Annotated in this window: 15 protein-coding genes; 10 read left to right on the forward strand and 5 right to left on the reverse strand. The window is 67.6% G+C overall.

Features of this window, described 5'->3' with window-relative positions:
• Window positions 1–16: 16 nt before the first annotated feature.
• Entirely contained in the window at window positions 17–1,567 is a 1,551-nt protein-coding gene (locus ABZ942_RS17680; protein WP_357383080.1) for a glycerol-3-phosphate dehydrogenase/oxidase, read from the forward strand.
• On the opposite strand, the gene ABZ942_RS17685 is transcribed toward ABZ942_RS17680, so the two are convergent.
• Window positions 1,564–2,109 (reverse strand): GNAT family N-acetyltransferase, encoded by a 546-nt coding sequence (locus tag ABZ942_RS17685; protein ID WP_357383082.1) that lies wholly within the window; start codon window positions 2,107–2,109, stop codon window positions 1,564–1,566. The two genes, ABZ942_RS17680 and ABZ942_RS17685, sit on opposite strands and share 4 nt — an antisense overlap.
• Window positions 2,110–2,126: 17 nt before the next feature.
• Window positions 2,127–2,798 (reverse strand): TetR/AcrR family transcriptional regulator, encoded by a 672-nt coding sequence (locus ABZ942_RS17690; protein ID WP_357383084.1) that lies wholly within the window; start codon window positions 2,796–2,798, stop codon window positions 2,127–2,129.
• A gap of 206 nt (window positions 2,799–3,004) precedes the next feature.
• Between ABZ942_RS17690 and ABZ942_RS17695 the strand changes: the two genes are divergently transcribed.
• The 3 genes from ABZ942_RS17695 to ABZ942_RS17705 all read left to right on the forward strand — a co-directional run bounded on the left by ABZ942_RS17695 (window position 3,005) and on the right by ABZ942_RS17705 (window position 7,394).
• A complete protein-coding gene (locus tag ABZ942_RS17695) occupies window positions 3,005–4,420 on the forward strand; it encodes an MFS transporter (RefSeq protein ID WP_357383086.1) in 1,416 nt (471 codons plus the stop codon).
• Window positions 4,421–4,498: 78 nt separating this feature from the next.
• Window positions 4,499–5,329 (forward strand): NAD(P)H-binding protein, encoded by an 831-nt coding sequence (locus ABZ942_RS17700; protein ID WP_357383088.1) that lies wholly within the window; start codon window positions 4,499–4,501, stop codon window positions 5,327–5,329.
• Between the two features lie 529 nt (window positions 5,330–5,858).
• A complete protein-coding gene (locus ABZ942_RS17705) occupies window positions 5,859–7,394 on the forward strand; it encodes an FHA domain-containing protein (RefSeq protein ID WP_357383090.1) in 1,536 nt (511 codons plus the stop codon).
• Window positions 7,395–7,438: 44 nt separating this feature from the next.
• On the opposite strand, the gene ABZ942_RS17710 is transcribed toward ABZ942_RS17705, so the two are convergent.
• Both ABZ942_RS17710 and ABZ942_RS17715 read right to left on the reverse strand, forming a co-directional pair.
• The gene (locus tag ABZ942_RS17710) at window positions 7,439–8,275 is read right to left on the reverse strand and encodes a hypothetical protein (protein ID WP_357383092.1); all 837 of its coding nucleotides are present in this window, start codon (window positions 8,273–8,275) and stop codon (window positions 7,439–7,441) included.
• Window positions 8,272–8,529 carry a hypothetical protein gene (locus tag ABZ942_RS17715; protein ID WP_357383094.1) on the reverse strand — a complete coding sequence of 86 codons (258 nt, stop codon included), beginning with the start codon at window positions 8,527–8,529 and terminating at the stop codon, window positions 8,272–8,274. The genes ABZ942_RS17710 and ABZ942_RS17715 overlap by 4 nt, the downstream gene beginning before the upstream one ends.
• Before the next feature lie 1,143 nt (window positions 8,530–9,672).
• On the opposite strand from ABZ942_RS17715, the gene ABZ942_RS17720 reads away from it, so the two are divergent.
• From ABZ942_RS17720 to ABZ942_RS17730, 3 genes are all read left to right on the forward strand, one after another.
• Window positions 9,673–11,970, forward strand: coding sequence for an FdhF/YdeP family oxidoreductase (locus ABZ942_RS17720; RefSeq protein ID WP_357383096.1), 2,298 nt, complete (start codon window positions 9,673–9,675; stop codon window positions 11,968–11,970).
• Entirely contained in the window at window positions 11,963–12,802 is an 840-nt protein-coding gene (fdhD, locus tag ABZ942_RS17725; protein ID WP_357383098.1) for a formate dehydrogenase accessory sulfurtransferase FdhD, read from the forward strand. The genes ABZ942_RS17720 and fdhD overlap by 8 nt, the downstream gene beginning before the upstream one ends.
• Before the next feature lie 79 nt (window positions 12,803–12,881).
• A complete protein-coding gene (locus ABZ942_RS17730; protein WP_357383100.1) occupies window positions 12,882–13,412 on the forward strand; it encodes a hypothetical protein in 531 nt (176 codons plus the stop codon).
• A 196-nt stretch (window positions 13,413–13,608) separates the two neighbouring features.
• Here the strand turns inward: ABZ942_RS17730 and mihF are convergent, their stop codons facing one another.
• Window positions 13,609–13,923 carry an integration host factor, actinobacterial type gene (gene mihF / locus ABZ942_RS17735; protein WP_029895202.1) on the reverse strand — a complete coding sequence of 105 codons (315 nt, stop codon included), beginning with the start codon at window positions 13,921–13,923 and terminating at the stop codon, window positions 13,609–13,611.
• A 530-nt stretch (window positions 13,924–14,453) separates the two neighbouring features.
• Between mihF and ABZ942_RS17740 the strand changes: the two genes are divergently transcribed.
• From ABZ942_RS17740 to ABZ942_RS17750, 3 genes are all read left to right on the forward strand, one after another.
• Window positions 14,454–14,831 carry a nuclear transport factor 2 family protein gene (locus ABZ942_RS17740; protein WP_357383102.1) on the forward strand — a complete coding sequence of 126 codons (378 nt, stop codon included), beginning with the start codon at window positions 14,454–14,456 and terminating at the stop codon, window positions 14,829–14,831.
• A gap of 191 nt (window positions 14,832–15,022) precedes the next feature.
• On the forward strand, window positions 15,023–15,838 hold the full coding sequence (locus ABZ942_RS17745) for a hypothetical protein (protein ID WP_357383104.1): 816 nt from the start codon (window positions 15,023–15,025) through the stop codon (window positions 15,836–15,838).
• A gap of 222 nt (window positions 15,839–16,060) precedes the next feature.
• Complete coding sequence (locus ABZ942_RS17750) at window positions 16,061–16,675, forward strand: DUF3558 domain-containing protein (protein ID WP_357383106.1); 615 nt, start codon at window positions 16,061–16,063, stop codon at window positions 16,673–16,675.
• Window positions 16,676–16,678: the final 3 nt, after the last annotated feature.

The following is a 16,678-nucleotide window of genomic DNA, read 5'->3' on the forward strand; positions in this document are numbered from 1 at the left end:
TCGGAAAGGCGATGTGATGACAGCGGATTCAGTGACGCGGGGAGATTCCGCGCTCAACGCGGACCGCCGCACCCGGGAGCTGCGGCAACTCGGCGACGAGGCCGAGATCGACGTCTTGATCATCGGCGGCGGTGTCACCGGCGTCGGCGCCGCACTCGACGCCGCGGCGCGCGGACTGCGGACCGTGCTGGTGGAGCGGCATGACCTGGCGTTCGGCACCAGCCGGTGGAGTTCCAAACTGGTGCACGGCGGGCTGCGGTATCTGGCCAGCGGTCAGGTCGGCATCGCCCACGAAAGTGCCGTAGAGCGAGGCATTCTCATTCGCACCACCGCACCGCACCTGGTGCGGCCACTTCCGCAGCTGGTGCCGTTGCTGCCCAGTATCGGTGCTGCGCAGAGCGCGCTGGTGCGCGCGGGCTTCCTGGCGGGTGACGTGCTGCGTCGTGGCGCGGGCACGCCGGCCTCGATCCTGCCCCGCTCCCGCCGAGTGGCGGCCGCGGAAGCCCTGCGGCTCGCGCCGACCGTGCGCCGCGACGGACTTCGCGGCGGACTCCAGTCCTGGGACGGACAACTCGTCGACGATGCCCGTCTGGTCGTCGCCTTGGCGCGCACCGCGGCCGCGCAGGGCGCGACAGTGCTGACCCGCGTGGCAGCCCTTGACGTGAACGGCAATTCGGCGAACCTGCGAGACACACTGACCGGCGAGACCATGACCGTGCGCGCCCGCGCGGTCGTCAACGCCACCGGCGTGTGGGCCGACGAGGTCGACCCGAGCATCGAGCTACGCCCGAGCCGCGGCGCCCACCTGGTGTTCGCCGCCGAGTCGTTCGGCGGCCTCAGCGCCTCGCTCACCGTCCCGGTCCCCGGCAGCACCAGCCGTTTCGTCTTCGCCTTCCCCGCCGCGCACGGCCGGGTGTACCTCGGCCTGACCGACGAGGACGCGCCGGGCCCCGTCCCGGACGAACCGAAGCCCACCGAAGCAGAAATCGACTTCCTGCTCGACACCATCAACACCGCCTTGCGTGAACCGTTGACCCGCAAGGACATTCGCGGCACCTACGCGGGCCTGCGCCCGCTGCTGAAGACCGCGGACGACAGCACCGCCGACATCTCCCGCAAACACGCGGTCCTGCACTCCCCCACCGGCGTCATCACTATCGTCGGCGGCAAGCTCACCACCTACCGGCAGATGGCCGAAGACGTCGTCGACGCCGCCGTCAGCCGGGCCGGCCGCACCGCGGGCCCGTGCCGCACCAAACGACTTCCCTTGGTAGGCGCGGTCTCCGGCGCCGCCCGCGACCGCATCGACGCCCCGCCGGTCCTGATCGACCGCTACGGCAGCGAAGCGGTCACCATACTCGCCACCGCACAACACAATCCAGCCCTCGCCCAACCGGTAGCGGCCGGAATCGACGTCACCGCAGCGGAATTCCAGTTCGCCGTCACACACGAGGCCGCCCTCGACGCCGACGATCTGCTCGACCGCCGCAGCCGCATCGGCCTGATCGCCGCGGACCGCGTGGCCGCCACCCCGGCCGCGATGGCCGCGCTGACACCCGCCACTTAGGTTTCCGAGACGGTCCCGTCGAACGACCACGAATCGAGATCGGCGCTCATGGAGGCGCGCGGCCAGTCGTCCAGGCCGTGCGCCGCCTCGGCCGCGCGGATCGCGTGCAGACCTGGTGTCTGCTCCTCGTCGCTCAGGTAGCGGAAGCCGAGGCGCTCGTAGTACGGGCCGTTCCAGGCGACATCGATGAAGGTGGTGAGGGTAATCGACTGCATGCCATGGTCTTTCGCCCAGAACACCGCGTGGTCGATCAAACGCTTGCCGATGCGTTGGCCCCGATATCCGGGCAGCACCGACACCTGGTCGATATGGGCGTCGCCGTCGACAACGCCGAGCACCAGGTAGCCGATCGGCTGGTCGCCGTCGTCGGCCCACACCCACGCCCGCCCGGCGCGCTGGAATTCACGTAGCGTTTCCAGCGAGGGCGGTTCATCCTCCGCCACCGCGGTCATGCCGATATCGGCGAACGGTTTACCCGCCGCGATCTCGATCTCCTGCAGGGCTGGCAAATCGACCTCGGTCGCCGGTCGGATCACGGACACCCCTGACATCTTAGAGTTCAGGTGACCGGCGTGGCGAGAATGCCCTCGATCAGTACCCGGAGCGCCCATTTTCCGCGGGCCGCGCCGTCGCCGGTCATGAGACTCTCGCGCATCCCCACGATCATCGGATAGCGATCGGCCGGTAGCTCGGCGAAACGCTGGGCGACCTCGGCGAGGTGCACCTCGGCGCGCATGCCTTTGGTGTTGTAGGCACTCTGTTCGGCGGCGGCCGCGGTGATATGCAGGAACAGCAGGTCGACGGCCCACGAGTTGGTCATCTCGTTCACGCCGCTCTCCGCGAGCACGGCCAGCATCCGGTCCATCAGCAAGAGGGTGTTCGGCGCGGTCGGGATCGAGCCGAGCGCGACGAGTGCCAACCCCTCGTGTCGGCTCATCGCCGCGACCGCGGCCTCTACCAGCGCGACCAGCCGCTCGCGCCAGGTGCCGCCGGTCGGTTCCGCGAGCGTGCCGAGCACGTGGTCGAGCATGGCGGCCATCAGGTCGTCACGGTTGGCGACGTAGACGTAGAGCGAGGCCGCGCCGGTGTCCAGTTCCTGTGCGACGCGGCGCATGGTCAGCGCGGCGAGGCCGTCTTCGTCGAGGATGCGCAGGCCGGTTTCGATGATCACGTCACGGCTCAGCGGCGCCTTCGCCGGACGGGCCCGGCGGCTGACGGGCGCGCTGTTCATGCCCGAGCCTCGTCAGCGCTCGAATTCGCCGTAACCGCACCGGTGGCTGTGCTCATTTGTCGCTCTCTCGCATGGTGTCGAGCATACGCCTTGAACGAACGCCGTTTGACACGAACGCCGTTCGTCTCGTATCGTTCCCGCAAACGAACAACGTTCGTAACGATCGCGTTCGATCGAACGCCACTCCACCTCGAAGGAGGTGCCCCATGACCACCGCCACGCACTTCACCCCCGCAACTCCCCAGGTCACCAGCCGGATGTGGGCCGTACTCGCCGTCATCATCGCGGTCGAGGTCCTCGACCTGCTCGACTCGACGATCACCAACATCGCCGCCCCGACCATCGCCGAGGACCTGCTCGGCGGGCAGTCACTGATCCAGTGGCTCGGTGCGAGCTACGCCCTCGCGCTCGGCGTGCTGCTGGTCGTCGGCGGCCGGCTCGGCGATCGGTTCGGCAAGCGCCGCCTGTTCCTGATCGGCCTGGCCGGGTTCACCGCCGCCTCGGTCGCCTGCGGCCTGGCGTTCGACTCGACCTCGATCATCGCCGCCCGGCTGGTTCAGGGCGCGTTCGGTGCGCTGCTGATTCCGCAGGGTTTCGGCATCCTGACCGCCGTCTTCCCGCGCGAACAGCTCGGCAAGGCGTTCAGCGTGTTCGGTCCCGCCCTCGGCCTTTCCGGGGTCGGTGGCCCGATCCTGGCCGGCTTCCTGATCGACGCCGATCTGTTCGGATTCGGTTGGCGCGCCATGTTTTTGATCAACATCGTGCTCGGTGGCGCCGCGTTCGCCGCCGCCTACCGCCTGCTGCCGGTCGATAGTGGCGACCGCACCGTGTCCATCGACGGACTCGGTGCCGGGCTGCTCGGTGCCGCGATGTTCGGTGCACTGTTCGGCCTGATCGACGGCTCCGATCACGGTTGGACCGCCGTGCCCCTCGGCTATCTCGCCGCCGGTCTGGTCTGCTTCGGCTTGTTCGTCCGACGCCAGCTGGCCGCCGCCGATCCGCTGATCAAGCCGACACTGTTCACGAACAGGGGCTTCACCTCGGGACTGCTGCTCGGCCTCGTGTTCTTCGCCGCGGTATCCGGGCTGCTCTATGTCTTGTCACTGTTCCTGCAGACCGGGCTCGGCTACACACCGACCGGTGCCGCGATCGGCCTTGCCCCGTTGGCCGTCGGCATCGTGGTCTCCTCGATCGCGGCACATCGGTTCATCGCCCGGCTCGGTCGCAGCCTGATCCTGATCGGCCTGCTGATCACGCTGGCGGGCACCGGCCTGCTGCTGGCGCTCGCCGTGACCGCCGGAACAACCGTCGCTCCGTGGGCGCTGGCCGTGCCGATCCTGATCCTCGGGCTCGGTCTCGGCACCTGCTTCGGGACCATCTACCGGGTCACCATCGGTGATATCGAGCCCGCCGAAACCGGCAGTGCCGGTGGGTCGCTCACCGCCGTGCAGCAGCTCGCCAACGCGATCGGCGCGGCTGCCATCACCACGGTGTACTTCCAGTCCGCCGACGCCGGCCAGGTGCACGCGCTGACCATCAGCCTGCTCCTCGTCGCCGCCGTCACCCTCGCGAGCTGCGGTCTGGTGCGCTTACTGCCACGCAATGCGCCTGCCGAGCACTGATGTTCCCGCGAATCGCCACGAACTCGCGCTGCCTTTCATGATCCACTGCTCGAATTCCCTACTGATCAAGGATTTCTCATGATTCTCCTCACCGGAGGCCGCGGCGCGGTCGCCATCCAGCTGCTCGCCCTACTGCACGCCGACGGACACGCCGTCCGGGTCGGCTCCGGCCGCCCCGCGGAACTCCCGCTGCCCGCCGGCGTCTCGGCCGTCGCCTGTGATCTCAAAGATCCGAACACCTTTCCCGCCGCGCTCGCCGGCGTCACCTCCGTGTTCCTCTACGCGGAGGCCGCTTCGATCAACGAATTCGTCGCTGCCGCAACCGAAGCCGGTGTCGAGCACATCGTGCTGCTGTCCTCGTCCTCGGTGCTCGGCCCCGCCGCCAATCCGATCGCGAAGGCCCACCTCGACGCCGAACTCGGGCTCGCCGACGCCCCGATGACGGTCAGCGTGCTGCGTCCGGGCGCCTTCGCGGGCAATGCCCGCAGCTGGGCCTGGGCGATCAAGGCCGACCGTCCGATCAACCTGCCCTATCCGAATGCCTACACCGATCCGATCCACGAAATCGACGTCGCCGCAGCCGCGTACGCGCTGCTCACCACGCCGGAACAGCGCGGGGAACAGCACACACTGACCGGACCCGAGACGCTCACCTTCACCGAGCAGATCGATCTCGTCGCCGAAATCACCGGTCGCACTATCGTTGTCGACAAAGTCACGCCCGAAGCGTGGAAGCAGCAGATGGCCGACTACATGCCCGCCGCCTACGCCGACGGACTGCTCGACTACTGGCGGCTCAGCGACGGCATCCCGACGGAGATCACCGACACCGTCGCCACCCTCACCGGCCGCCCGCCGCGCACCTTCGCCAGCTGGCTCGAGGAGAACGCCGCCGAATTCACCAGCTGAACGCTGGGCATCCACCCCGATGCTCGCGGACTGAGGCCGAGCACCGCTTCTGTCAGCCGTGCAACCCTGTACTGGGTGTCCGGTTGGCAGAAACGGTGCTCGGTCTTGCTGCGGAGAGTGAGTGTCCCGCACGAACAGTTGCAACGAGTGAATTCCAGGTGCGCTGTGCTGCCTATCCGATGTCGGCCTGGCAGACGAAGCGGTGCTGCCAGCCGACACACGGGGGTTGCGACGCGCGAACGCAGCGATGCACACCCGGTGTCGAACGAGATGGTCACCACATTTGCGTTTACGGGCGAAACGGGACGAACACCACGCCGCGGGGATCCACGATCGGTCGGCCTGTTGCCGGATGAACGACGAGAATCACGGCGGCACTGCTGAATTCAGCGGTCGGCCAATTCTTCAGCCTGAGTGCCACAACATCTCCGCGCGAGTCCCACCTACCGCCGCCACGCGCCGATCCGTCCGAGGCACACGCTCTATGCTGGGCTCGAATGTCGGTAGTGCGCCGGGAAGGAGGGCGCGGATGCGCAGCAAGCCAGCCACTGTTGGTATCGCGCAAGGTCATGGCCTTGTCGCGCGCTTCGGTGGCGTCGTTGTCTATCTGGCTGGTGAAACCGCCGCCACGGATCGGATCCTCGGCAGCATCGAGGCGGTCGCGGAGGCCGAACATCCCGGAGCGGCGCTGGCCCAACGGTTGGCCACCGTGGTTTTCGGCGGGACGTCCGAGACGCCACCGTTCGGCGTGGTCGCACCGACCAGCGACGGGACGCTGATCCTGCTACGCGGGCCCGTCTTCGCCGAGATCAACGGTGCGGAGGGAACTCGACGGCTCGACGGGGCACGCGCGTTCACCTGGGTCGATGAGATCGTGCGCGAACCGTTGCGCCGGATCACCGTCGGCACCGACACCGGAACGGCGCTGAAGGCATTGCCGCGCACCGATCTGCGCGCAGGTGTTGTGCCCGGCGGTGGCTTCGTTCTTAACGTCGCTGTTCGTCGTGCGACCAAAACGACCAAAGGTTCCGCGACACCCCGCCCGTCCGCGTCACCCCACCGGTCGGCGTCGAGTTCCGCCTCATCGCGCCCGTCTGCCGCCACATCGAGTTCCGGGGCACCCAACCCGCCCACGTCAAGCTCCTCATCACCCCGCTCGTCGGCATCCGAGCCCGCGCCGACCGTTGCCGCCGGATTCGCCGCCACTCCCGAACCCACCGGTGCCGACGAGGCCGTCGATGTCTCCACCTCCACGCCTTCCGGTACGCCTACCTCCGCAGGCTCGGCGACTTCGGATTCCTCCGCCTCCGCGGACTCTGCCACTTCGGATTCCGCTGCCGCTGCGGACTCGGATAGTCCGACCTCCGCAGCCTCGGCAACGTCCGATGCGCCGACCTCCGTGACTTCCGCGACGTCGAGCGCCCCGGCCTCGTCCGCGGCCAAGTCCGCCACCGGCCAGTCCGCATCGAAATCCGGCCCCTCGGCGACCCGATCCGCCGCAGCCGCCTCCGCCACCAAGCTCCACCCGAGCGAATCGGCGCGGCCACGGGCAAGGCCGCGCCCGCCGATCGGCGCCCGTCCTGCCGCGGACCGCCAGCTCGCCTGGTCCCAAACGCACCAGCCCGGAGCACGACCCGAACCCGTTGCACTGCACAAGACCTCGGCCGACCGCGCCACCCGCCTCATGCGCCCCGCCGCCGAGCACGACCAAGCCGCAGGCAGGCTCGTCCTCGAGAATGGCACCGCCTACCCCCTCGACCGCCCCTACGTCATCGGCCGCGGCCCGCAGACCGACGACTCCGTCCGCGCTGCCACCGCCGCCCCCATCGTCATCCAGCGCGACCGCCACGTCTCGCGCGTGCACGCCTACGTCTCGGTCGCCCGCGGCAAGGTCTTCGTCCGCGACGCCGCCGCCACGTCCGGCACCTTCATCGCCCCGCCCGGCACCGACCAGTGGACCCGAATCGGCACCGACCCCACTGAACTCCGCCCCGGCTGGAGTGTCCGCATCAGCGAACGAGTACTCACCTACCGCTGCCCCAACGAAGACCATCGCGACTCCTGACCCGCGCTGCAGTCGAACAGCCACGCCGCGCGCGCACCATCCACCTACTCGGGTACGGGCTTCGGTCCTTCGGCTGGAAATCGATCGATTTCGGCCTCATCGAGAGGCTCCGCGGCGTCGTCTAGATCGCCGTCCGGTTCCGGCGGCGGCGACGCGTAGCCGAGTAGAAACGCAACGGCCGCAGTAACTCCCGCGAAGGCCAACCACAGACCGGTGTCGGGCACCCACCACCGCGCCACCGACGCGATGAACGCGAACACCAGGCCGAGCCCGAGTCCCGGCGCGAGCACCCGCACTCCGCGCTGCCAGCGCTTGTCCGAAAGTCGTTGCCGCGCAATCGCCAATGCCGTGTCCGCGAAACCGAGCACGGTGAGCACGGCAAGCGCGAGCCCGAAGAATCCGTACACCGACCACAGCGATCCGCGCACATCGGTGATCACCGGTATCGCGGCCACCGGTGCGTCGCTCCCGCCGTAGACCGCGAGCTCACCGCCGATGAACCCGGTCGCCTGCGCCGCCAACCCGCGCAGCTCCAGCCGATACTGCAGCGACTCGGCTTTGCCTGGCGCAACAGTCAATTCGACGGCGGTGGAGTAGGAGAAGAAGCCGAGACCGAGCACGTGTCCCGCGAGATCGACGTGCCGGATCTCCAGCGGGTCACTCGTATTGTTCGTCAACTCGATCGCGATCCGAATGGTGCTGTCCGGCACGAGCCGCAACGGCCGATCCGCCGACGTCCCCGCGATATCGTGCCCATCGATGTTCGCGGCCATGTCGACCCCGTCGGGTCGCGCATCCGCCTGCGCCGCCGTCCAGCCCAGCACGATCAGCAACAGCACCGGCCAGACAATCCGCCGAATGCCCTGGGACCCAAGGCTCATTCGGCCCTCCGCGCAAGTAGATGCGCCGCGAGGCGGTGTCCGTAATACCACCCACCGAGCACGAGGAAGAACAGAATCACGGTCACCGTGAATGTGCCCGCCCCGATACTGCCGACCAGCACCACATCCAGCGGCGCGACCAGCGTGCGCCCACATTTCGCCGTCACCTGATACCTGCCGACATCCACCGTCCCGGTGACGAGCGGCACCTCGAACGCCCCATCCACTCCGGCAACCGTCTTCCCGACGGCCACGTCCCCGATCGTCACATCGACCGGTGCCTGCGGATCACATCCGTGACCACTGGCCGTGACTCCAGCACCGGGCCCGACCGATGACGGCGTGAGATCCATCTCAGGAGGCGGTAATCGAGGCGGCGGGGGTGGGAGCACCACGGGACCGGGCGGCGCTGATGCCGGTTTTCGCACCGGATTCCTAGGTGGCGCAACAGCATCCGGCGTTCTGACCAGTGGCGGCGGTGGCGGGATCGTCTCCGCCGGGGGCGGCGGGATCACTTCGGACGGCTGATCGGGCGGTGTCGTCGAGGTGTCGGGCGGCGGTGTCGTCGTCGTGATGGGCGGGCTCGTCATGGGCGGGCTCGTACTAGGCGGAGTGGTGACGGGCGTAGTGGTGACGGGCGAAGTCGTGACATCCGGCGTCTGGGTCTCGCTTGTTGGCGGAACACTAGTGCAGGTCGTCCCCGCCGACCCGCCGCAAGGCTGGTTCAGCCGACGCGGCAACGGTCCGTCGCGTGTCCCGCTGTCATCCGGCGGGGGCGGCTGCTGCGCCGGAGCGGGCGAAACCTGCCCATCGTGCGTCCCGCCGCCATCCCCCGGCGGTGGCGAAAACGTCGGCTGCCGTGCAAGCACAGGCCCAGCGCGAGTCCCGGGTTCCGTCAGCCCACGATCTGGCGACCACCACTGCGGCTCGACCACGACAGGCGCCGCCGCTACCGAACCCGCGTTACCCAAAGCCGAAAACCCAAGCAGCACAACCCCACACAGCAGCCCAGCAACTCGGCTCGCGCGTCTGTTCCCCACCTGCCGACGCCCTGCGCCGGCACGCGCAGCAACTGGTGCCAGCGTCCCCATCGGCCATGCTCTCGGTAGGCGTACCCGCCCCTCGCGCCGACCCTGCCCGGCTCGATGGCGGACTCCGTACGACCGCGCCTACGTGCGTGCGATCCCCCGCATCGTAATGCCGTGTGCGCCAATGCGGAGTCAACTCGGACGAGCCCAGTTGTCCGGCTATCGCCGAGTTAGCGCTGGTGCGGGATCTGGGGATGGCGCTACCCACTACGGTCAGCGTGTACCGCACCCGCATCGCCTCGAGTGCATACCATCGAAGTAGCTGGTGCCCTGCCCGACTCAGACAGCGCGAAGAGGACAATACGAACTATGCACCGTAATGGGCCGACCGAGGATATCGATGAGTCCGCGCTAAGCGTGACCGCGCCGAAAGAGCAGGCTGCGGGTGTCACCGCAGTCGCGGTGTCGATGAAACGCGCGGTCGAGGAGATGGGCGTGATCCGGACCGCCCGCACCCTCGCTCGGGTCAATCAGGTGCACGGCTTCGATTGTCCCGGTTGTGCCTGGCCGGAGCCGACCGGTCATCGCCGCCCGGCCGAGTTCTGTGAGAACGGCGCGAAGGCGGTCGCCGAGGAGGCGACACTGCGCACGGTCACGCCGGAGTTCTTCGCCGCGCATTCGATCGATGACCTGGCGGACAAGTCGGGCTATTGGCTCGGCCAGCAGGGCAGGCTGACGCACCCGATGGTGTTGCGGCCCGGCGACACCCATTACTCCCCCATCGCCTGGGACGACGCCTACCGGCTGGTCGCGGATCACCTGGGGGCCTTGGCATCTCCCGACGAGGCCGTCTTCTACACCTCCGGTCGCACCAGCAACGAGACCGCGTTCCTCTACCAACTGCTGGTCCGTAGTTTCGGTACGAACAATCTGCCGGACTGCTCGAACATGTGTCACGAGTCCTCGGGCGCCGCGCTGACCAGCTCGATCGGCATCGGCAAGGGTTCGGTCTCGATCGATGACTTCGCCGCCGCCGATCTCATCATCGTCGCAGGCCAGAACCCGGGCACCAACCATCCGCGGATGCTCAGCGCGCTGGCCGACGCCAAGACCAAGGGCGCGAAGATCATCGCGATCAATCCGCTGCCCGAGACCGGCCTGCTCGGCTTCCGCGATCCGCAGACCGTGAAGGGTTTCACCACCGGCGTGTCCATCGCCGACCACTTCCTGCAGATCCGCCTCGGCGGCGACATGGCGCTGTTCCAGGCGCTGGGCAGGCTGCTGTTCGAGGCCGACGATCGCGCGCCGGGCACGGTGGTGGACCAGGAGTTCGTCGACGCGCACTGCGCCGGTTTCGCCGAATACGAAAAGCAGGTCCGCGCGGTCGATTTCGACACGGTACTGGCGGCGACGGGCCTCACTCGGGCCGAACTCGACCGCACCGCAAAGCAATTGGCCGAATCGAAGAACGTCATCATCTGCTGGGCGATGGGCCTCACCCAGCAGGCGCATGGCGTCGCCACCATCGAGGAGGCGACGAATCTGCTGCTGTTGCGCGGCATGATCGGCAAGCCGGGCGCGGGCGTCTGCCCGGTCCGCGGGCATTCCAACGTGCAGGGCGACCGCACCATGGGCATCTGGGAGAAGATGCCCGACGCGTTCCTCGACGCGCTGGACCGGGAATTCGGCATCACCAGCCCGCGCGAGCACGGCTTCGACACGGTCGACGCCATCCGCGCCATGCGGGACGGGCGGGCGGAAGTCTTCTTCGGGATGGGCGGCAACTTCGTCTCGGCCACCCCGGACACCGCGGTGACCGAGGCCGCGCTGCGCAATTGCGCACTGACCGTGCAGGTTTCCACCAAGCTCAACCGCAGCCATGTGGTGCACGGCCGGACCGCGCTGATCCTGCCCACCCTCGGCCGCACCGATCAGGATCTGCGCGACGGCCTGAAACAGCAGGTGTCGGTGGAGGATTCGATGTCGATGGTGCACCTGTCCACCGGCAGACTGAAGCCGGTGAGCGAGCACCTGCGCAGCGAGGTCGCCATCGTCTGCGATCTCGCGCTCACCCTGTTCGGCGCGGACCACCCGGTCCCCTGGGCGCGCTTCCGGCGCGACTACGACACCATCCGCGACGCGATCTCCCGGGTGGTCCCCGGCTGTACCGACTACAACACCCGGGTGCGCGCCCGCAACGGCTTCGTCCTACCGCACCCGCCCCGGGACAGCCGCGAATTCCGTACCAGCACAGGCAAAGCCAACTTCGCGGTGAACGAACTCAGCTGGACCCCGGTCCCCGAGGGCAGGCTGATCCTGCAGACGCTGCGCAGCCACGACCAGTACAACACCACCATCTACGGCCTGGACGACCGCTACCGCGGCGTGCACGGCGGCCGCAAGGTGGTACTGGTGCACCCCGACGACATCACCGCCCTAGGCTTCGCCGAAGACGATCTCGTCGACGTGATCTCGGAATGGACCGACGGCACCGAACGCAGCGTCAAGGGTTTCCGGCTCATCGCCTACCCGACCCCGCGCGGCAACGCGGCGGCCTACTACCCGGAGACGAATCCCCTTGTCCCGCTGGACCATGTCGCGGCGCGGTCGAATACGCCGGTGTCCAAGTCGGTGACCGTCAGACTCGAGCGGGCCAGCCATGAGTAGAGTCACCGCCCGCCGCAGAATGCGCCGGATCTCGCCGACGGGTGAGATCCAACGCCCCGACACCCTGGCCGTCGAAGAGCCACTCGAGATCCGGATCGGCGGCGAATCGCTGACCGTCACCATGCGCACCCCGGGCAACGATGTCGACCTGGTGCACGGATTCCTGTTGAGCGAGGGCATGATCGGCGTCGCCGAGGAGATCATGGCGGCCCGCTACTGTGCGGGCACCGACGACGACGGTCGGCAAACCTACAACGTCCTCGACCTCACGCTGCGCAACCCGGCCCCGATGCGGCCACGGAACTTCCTGACCACCGGCGCCTGCGGCCTCTGCGGCAAGACCGCCCTCGACGAGGTCCGCACGCTCTCCAAATACCCGATCGCCGAGGGCGGGGCCGCGGTGGACACGCAGGTGCTGGCGGGCATGCCGGATACCTTGCGCAGCAAGCAGATCCTGTTCGAGGCAACCGGCGGCCTGCACGCGGCGGGCCTGTTCACCACCAAGGGCACGGCCCTCGCGGTGCGCGAGGACATCGGCCGACACAACGCCGTGGACAAGGTGATCGGCTGGGCGCTGCGGGAAAATCTCGTTCCCGCAAGCGATCTGGTGCTCATCGTCAGCGGCCGCGCCTCGTTCGAGCTGGTGCAGAAGGCGGCGATGGCGGGCATTCCGCTGCTCGGCGCCGTCTCCGCACCCAGTTCGCTCGCGGTCGATCTGGCGGCCGAGACGGGCCTCACCCTCGCGGCGTTCCTGCGCGGCGACACGATGAACGTCTACACCCATCCGGATCGAATCGTCGCCACGCCGAACGCCACGTCGATGCTGGCCTGATCACCCTTGCCTGGACCGGATGTCCGTTTTACCGTGGCAGCAACCTAATCGGAGCAGTCGGGCGGGAACGGAGAGACCGATGCGGTTTTCGGTGGAGGGCACGCAAGAGGGGTTACGCGTGCGGATGCGGTTCGAGCAGTACCGCCGCCGCCTGTTGAGCACCCGAATCGTCTTGGCGGTCTTGGCCGTTCAGGGCATCGTCATCGGGCTGTGGGCGACCATCGCGCCGCATTCCTGGTACACCAGCTTTCCCGGCTTCGGCATGCACTGGATCTCCGCCGACGGCCCGTACAACCACCACCTCGCGGGCGACGTGGGCGCGTTCTTCCTGGGGCTCGCCGCGGTGACCATCGCCGCCCTCGTCTTCAACAGCACCGCCGCGGCGCGCATCGCGGGCATCGGCTGGCTGGTCTTCAGCGTGCCGCATTTCGTCTATCACGCCTTCCATCCGCCCATGGATACGAGCGGGATCAGTTTCGCCATCAGTCTCATTGCGGCGGGCTTGCTGATCGTCCTCGGTCTCGCCTGCCTACTGCTGCCGCCACGCGGCGACATCCCGTTGTCGGACCCGGCACCGTTCAACGTCAAGTTCCCCCGTCGCCGACGCTGAGCACGCCTCGCCCCGACCCGCACCGACGACAACGCCCCACAGCCCGTATAGGCGCTGTGGGGCGTTTGAACTGTCTGTGCGGCTGGGGGCTGAGCTACGTGGTCAGGACCGCGAGCAGGCGGTCCTTCGCGAGGCAGAGCCGCGCCACCGACGTGAGGTTTCGTTCCCCGGTTGGATCAACCGCGAATCTAGCTGATCAGTCCTTCAGGGCGTCGAGCAACGCCGCACGCTGACGTGCGCCGAGCCCGCCGATCCGACGATCCTCCGGGATCTCCGCCTGATCCATCAACTTGGCGGCCTTCACCGGTCCGACACCGGGCAGAGCCTTGATCACCGCGGCGACCTTGGTCTTCTTGACCAGCTCATCTGAGTCGGCCTTCTTCAGCAGGTCGGCGACCGAAACCTTGCCCGCCTTCACCTTGCCGATCAGTTCGGAGCGCGCCTTGCGGACCGCTGCCGCTTTGGCCAACGCTTCAGTGCGCTGCTCCGCGGTCATGGTAGGCAGTGCCATGTCTCCTCCGCTTCCACTCGTCACTCGAACATCTGGTTGACCGGACCGAGTAAACAGCACTTCACCGGCAGTGCAAGGCCGACACACCGGGACCGGTTCGGCGGAGTTAGCGATGAGTTTCCTGGCTCGGGGCCGACGAAAGCAGTAATCAACGGGCAAAGTAGCCCGAAACGGCCCCTGTTCCGCTAGGCGGACCGGTGGTAACACGGCGCCCGGTCGGAGCGACAGAATGTACGAAAGCATCAGCGCGGGATAAAGGTTCAACGGCGAACCACGGGGGATCAATGACGATCCCCGGCAGCGGGCGCGATCGAGTTTTCGGGTCGTCACCGTGTCCCAGCACGCGGGTGCCGACAACAGCACAGCGACTGCGGGGGCATTCCAACTTTCGGGGGGAATCCCCACGGCCCGAGCCACCGTGTCCGGGTCGTGGACAGCGCAACGTCAGCGCGAACCGATCCTTGACCGCCCCCGCGGCTGTGCTGCTACTGTGCCGAATTAGAACACGTTCCAATTCGGCAGGAGTTCCGATGACCAAGCAGATCCGCGATGTGATCGAGCAGTACGTCAAGCTGGTCGGCGCAGGCCCGACCGAGGCCATCGTCGAGCTCTACGCACCCTACGCGACCGTCGAAGATCCGATCGGCACGCCGGCCCGCAACGGGCACGCCGCCATCCGCGAGTTCTACGACGTGCTCGCCGCGCTCGACCGGGACACCGAACTGCGGCCGGAGACCGTGCGCATCGGCGGCAACGAGGCGGCGTTCATGTTCACCATCGTCACGCGGGTCGCCGGACAGCGCTTCACCCTCTCGCCCATCGACGTGATGGAATTCGACGACGCGGGCAAGATCACGCGCATGCGCGCCTACTGGAGCCAGGAAGACATGGCCATCGAGCCCGAGTGACTCGCCGGGATTTTCGGCGCAGATCACGCTCGAGCGTGTCCTCGGCGCGCGGAATCGACTATGAAGAGTAGGTGTCGATGCCACCTGTCCGCTACCCTCGCAGCGAGCTACTACCCAGCTCCCGGTGATCGGGCAGCCCGGCATCTCCCGATTTGTCGAGTTCCGTTCAGCCCATCCACTTTTGGAGCAGCATGCCCGAGGAACACCCCTTCGACGAAGTCGCGCAGTTGGCAAGGCGGGTCGAGCGGGCCCGCGGTCGACTGGCCTACCAGTTCGATCCCGCGCTGACCGAGGCACTCGCCGAGGACGAGCTGGAAGCCGAACGTGAACTGGCCGAGCGCATCCGCACCCAGGACCGCGGGCAGCGCTGGAAGTACGCCGAGGCCGTCTCCAACGCCGCCGACCGCGCCAGGCAGACCAAAGAAGCCATCGAAAAGGCCGACATCCGCGACCTGCTGATGGCGCGCAAAGCCATTGCCGCGCAGCGCCGCGAGTCCAGCCCGCACGCTCAGCTCGCCTCGCTGTACCGGCATCGCGCCTGGTCGCTGCGCGCGCTGGCGGGCGTGGTGATCGCGGGCATGCTGTGGTCGGCGGTCAACGTGCAGCACAACATCGCGCCGGACGGCGTCACCGATCCGCTGTACTGGTTCAGCTATCTGGTCGAGGCGATGATCAGCGTCTGTCTGGTGATCATCATGATCGGCACCACCAAGCTGGCCGAGTGGGGTGTGCTGAACAGCCGCACCCAGGTCGTCGCGGCCGAAATCGTGTTGCTCGCGCTGACAATCGGACTGAACACCTACCCGCACGTTCGAGACGCGCGCTGGTTCGACGCCGGCGTGCACGCGGTCGCGCCGATGATGATCGGTGTCGCGCTGCTGACCCACAATGCGGCGAGTGCGCGGTACAGCCAGGCGATCACTCGGGCCACCGAGCACATTCAGGAGAACCCCGACCGGCCGCGGCCGATGTATGACGGCACGTTACTCGGGGCGCAGCGCGGGTAATCGGCGGCGCCGCTTTGCCAGGTGGGCAAACGGTTTGCTGAGCGCTGCCGCGTGAAGTTCGCGCTCCCGGCTCGCCGCGAGAACTGCCGATCGGCTGCCAAATGAGCACGTGTTGTTGCGGCTCGTGAGTGGTCGGCGGTACGGTTTGCCCAGGTAACAGGGGTGGGCACCGGGACGCATCCACCTCGGATGGACTTCACGCACCGGCGGTAAGGGGAACGGATGACCAGCAGGGGGAACAAGCTGCGTGGTATCGCCCTAGTAGTGGGAGTTGTGCTGGTGTTGGCGGGGTGCCAGAAGACGACGGATGGGTCGCCTACGACGAGTGGGGTGGCGAGTGCGACCGGGGCGACGAGTTCGAGTGTGAAGCCGTCGGGGGCGAAGGATCCGGATGCGGCGATTTGGGATCCGTGTACTCAGCTTCCGGACGATGCCCTGCGGGCCGGTGAACTCAGCCCGGACACGCGGACCAAAGACCTGGTAGGTATCGACCCGACAGGCTGGCAGGTGTGCAGTTGGAGGTCATCCGCCCGCTGGTACACCCTCGCAGTGCTCTCTGGTGAACCCACTCTGCAGCAGTTCCAGGACCGTAAAGACTTCGAGAACTTCACGCCCCTGACCGTCGGGGGGCGCCCATCATTGCGCTTCTCATTCGTCGGCGACGACAAGCAACTCGATTGCGGCGTAGCTGTCGAGGTCCCCCAAGGGAAAGTCAAAGGGACCGTGGGATTCCTGGTCACCACACGCTACTCAGTAGGCAGGCTCGGCGACCCGTGCGAACAGGCGACCCGGCACGCGAACGAGTTCGCAAAGTATTTGCCTGGCGGAGGGAACTGAACA

Origin of the sequence: Nocardia sp. NPDC046473 (genome assembly GCF_040645995.1) — a bacterium.
In the GTDB taxonomy this organism is placed as follows: Bacteria; Actinomycetota; Actinomycetes; order Mycobacteriales; family Mycobacteriaceae; genus Nocardia.

Bases quoted from the DNA above. Each gene is read 5' to 3' on its own strand.
- ABZ942_RS17680 (WP_357383080.1), top strand. From the start codon at position 17: ATGACAGCGGATTCAGTGACGCGGGGAGATTCCGCGCTCAACGCGGAC.
- ABZ942_RS17690 (WP_357383084.1), bottom strand. From the start codon at position 2,798: ATGAACAGCGCGCCCGTCAGCCGCCGGGCCCGTCCGGCGAAGGCGCCG.
- ABZ942_RS17695 (WP_357383086.1), top strand. From the start codon at position 3,005: ATGACCACCGCCACGCACTTCACCCCCGCAACTCCCCAGGTCACCAGC.
- ABZ942_RS17700 (WP_357383088.1), top strand. From the start codon at position 4,499: ATGATTCTCCTCACCGGAGGCCGCGGCGCGGTCGCCATCCAGCTGCTC.
- ABZ942_RS17705 (WP_357383090.1), top strand. From the start codon at position 5,859: ATGCGCAGCAAGCCAGCCACTGTTGGTATCGCGCAAGGTCATGGCCTT.
- ABZ942_RS17710 (WP_357383092.1), bottom strand. From the start codon at position 8,275: ATGAGCCTTGGGTCCCAGGGCATTCGGCGGATTGTCTGGCCGGTGCTG.
- ABZ942_RS17720 (WP_357383096.1), top strand. From the start codon at position 9,673: ATGCACCGTAATGGGCCGACCGAGGATATCGATGAGTCCGCGCTAAGC.
- fdhD (WP_357383098.1), top strand. From the start codon at position 11,963: ATGAGTAGAGTCACCGCCCGCCGCAGAATGCGCCGGATCTCGCCGACG.
- ABZ942_RS17730 (WP_357383100.1), top strand. From the start codon at position 12,882: ATGCGGTTTTCGGTGGAGGGCACGCAAGAGGGGTTACGCGTGCGGATG.
- mihF (WP_029895202.1), bottom strand. From the start codon at position 13,923: ATGGCACTGCCTACCATGACCGCGGAGCAGCGCACTGAAGCGTTGGCC.
- ABZ942_RS17740 (WP_357383102.1), top strand. From the start codon at position 14,454: ATGACCAAGCAGATCCGCGATGTGATCGAGCAGTACGTCAAGCTGGTC.
- ABZ942_RS17745 (WP_357383104.1), top strand. From the start codon at position 15,023: ATGCCCGAGGAACACCCCTTCGACGAAGTCGCGCAGTTGGCAAGGCGG.
- ABZ942_RS17750 (WP_357383106.1), top strand. From the start codon at position 16,061: ATGACCAGCAGGGGGAACAAGCTGCGTGGTATCGCCCTAGTAGTGGGA.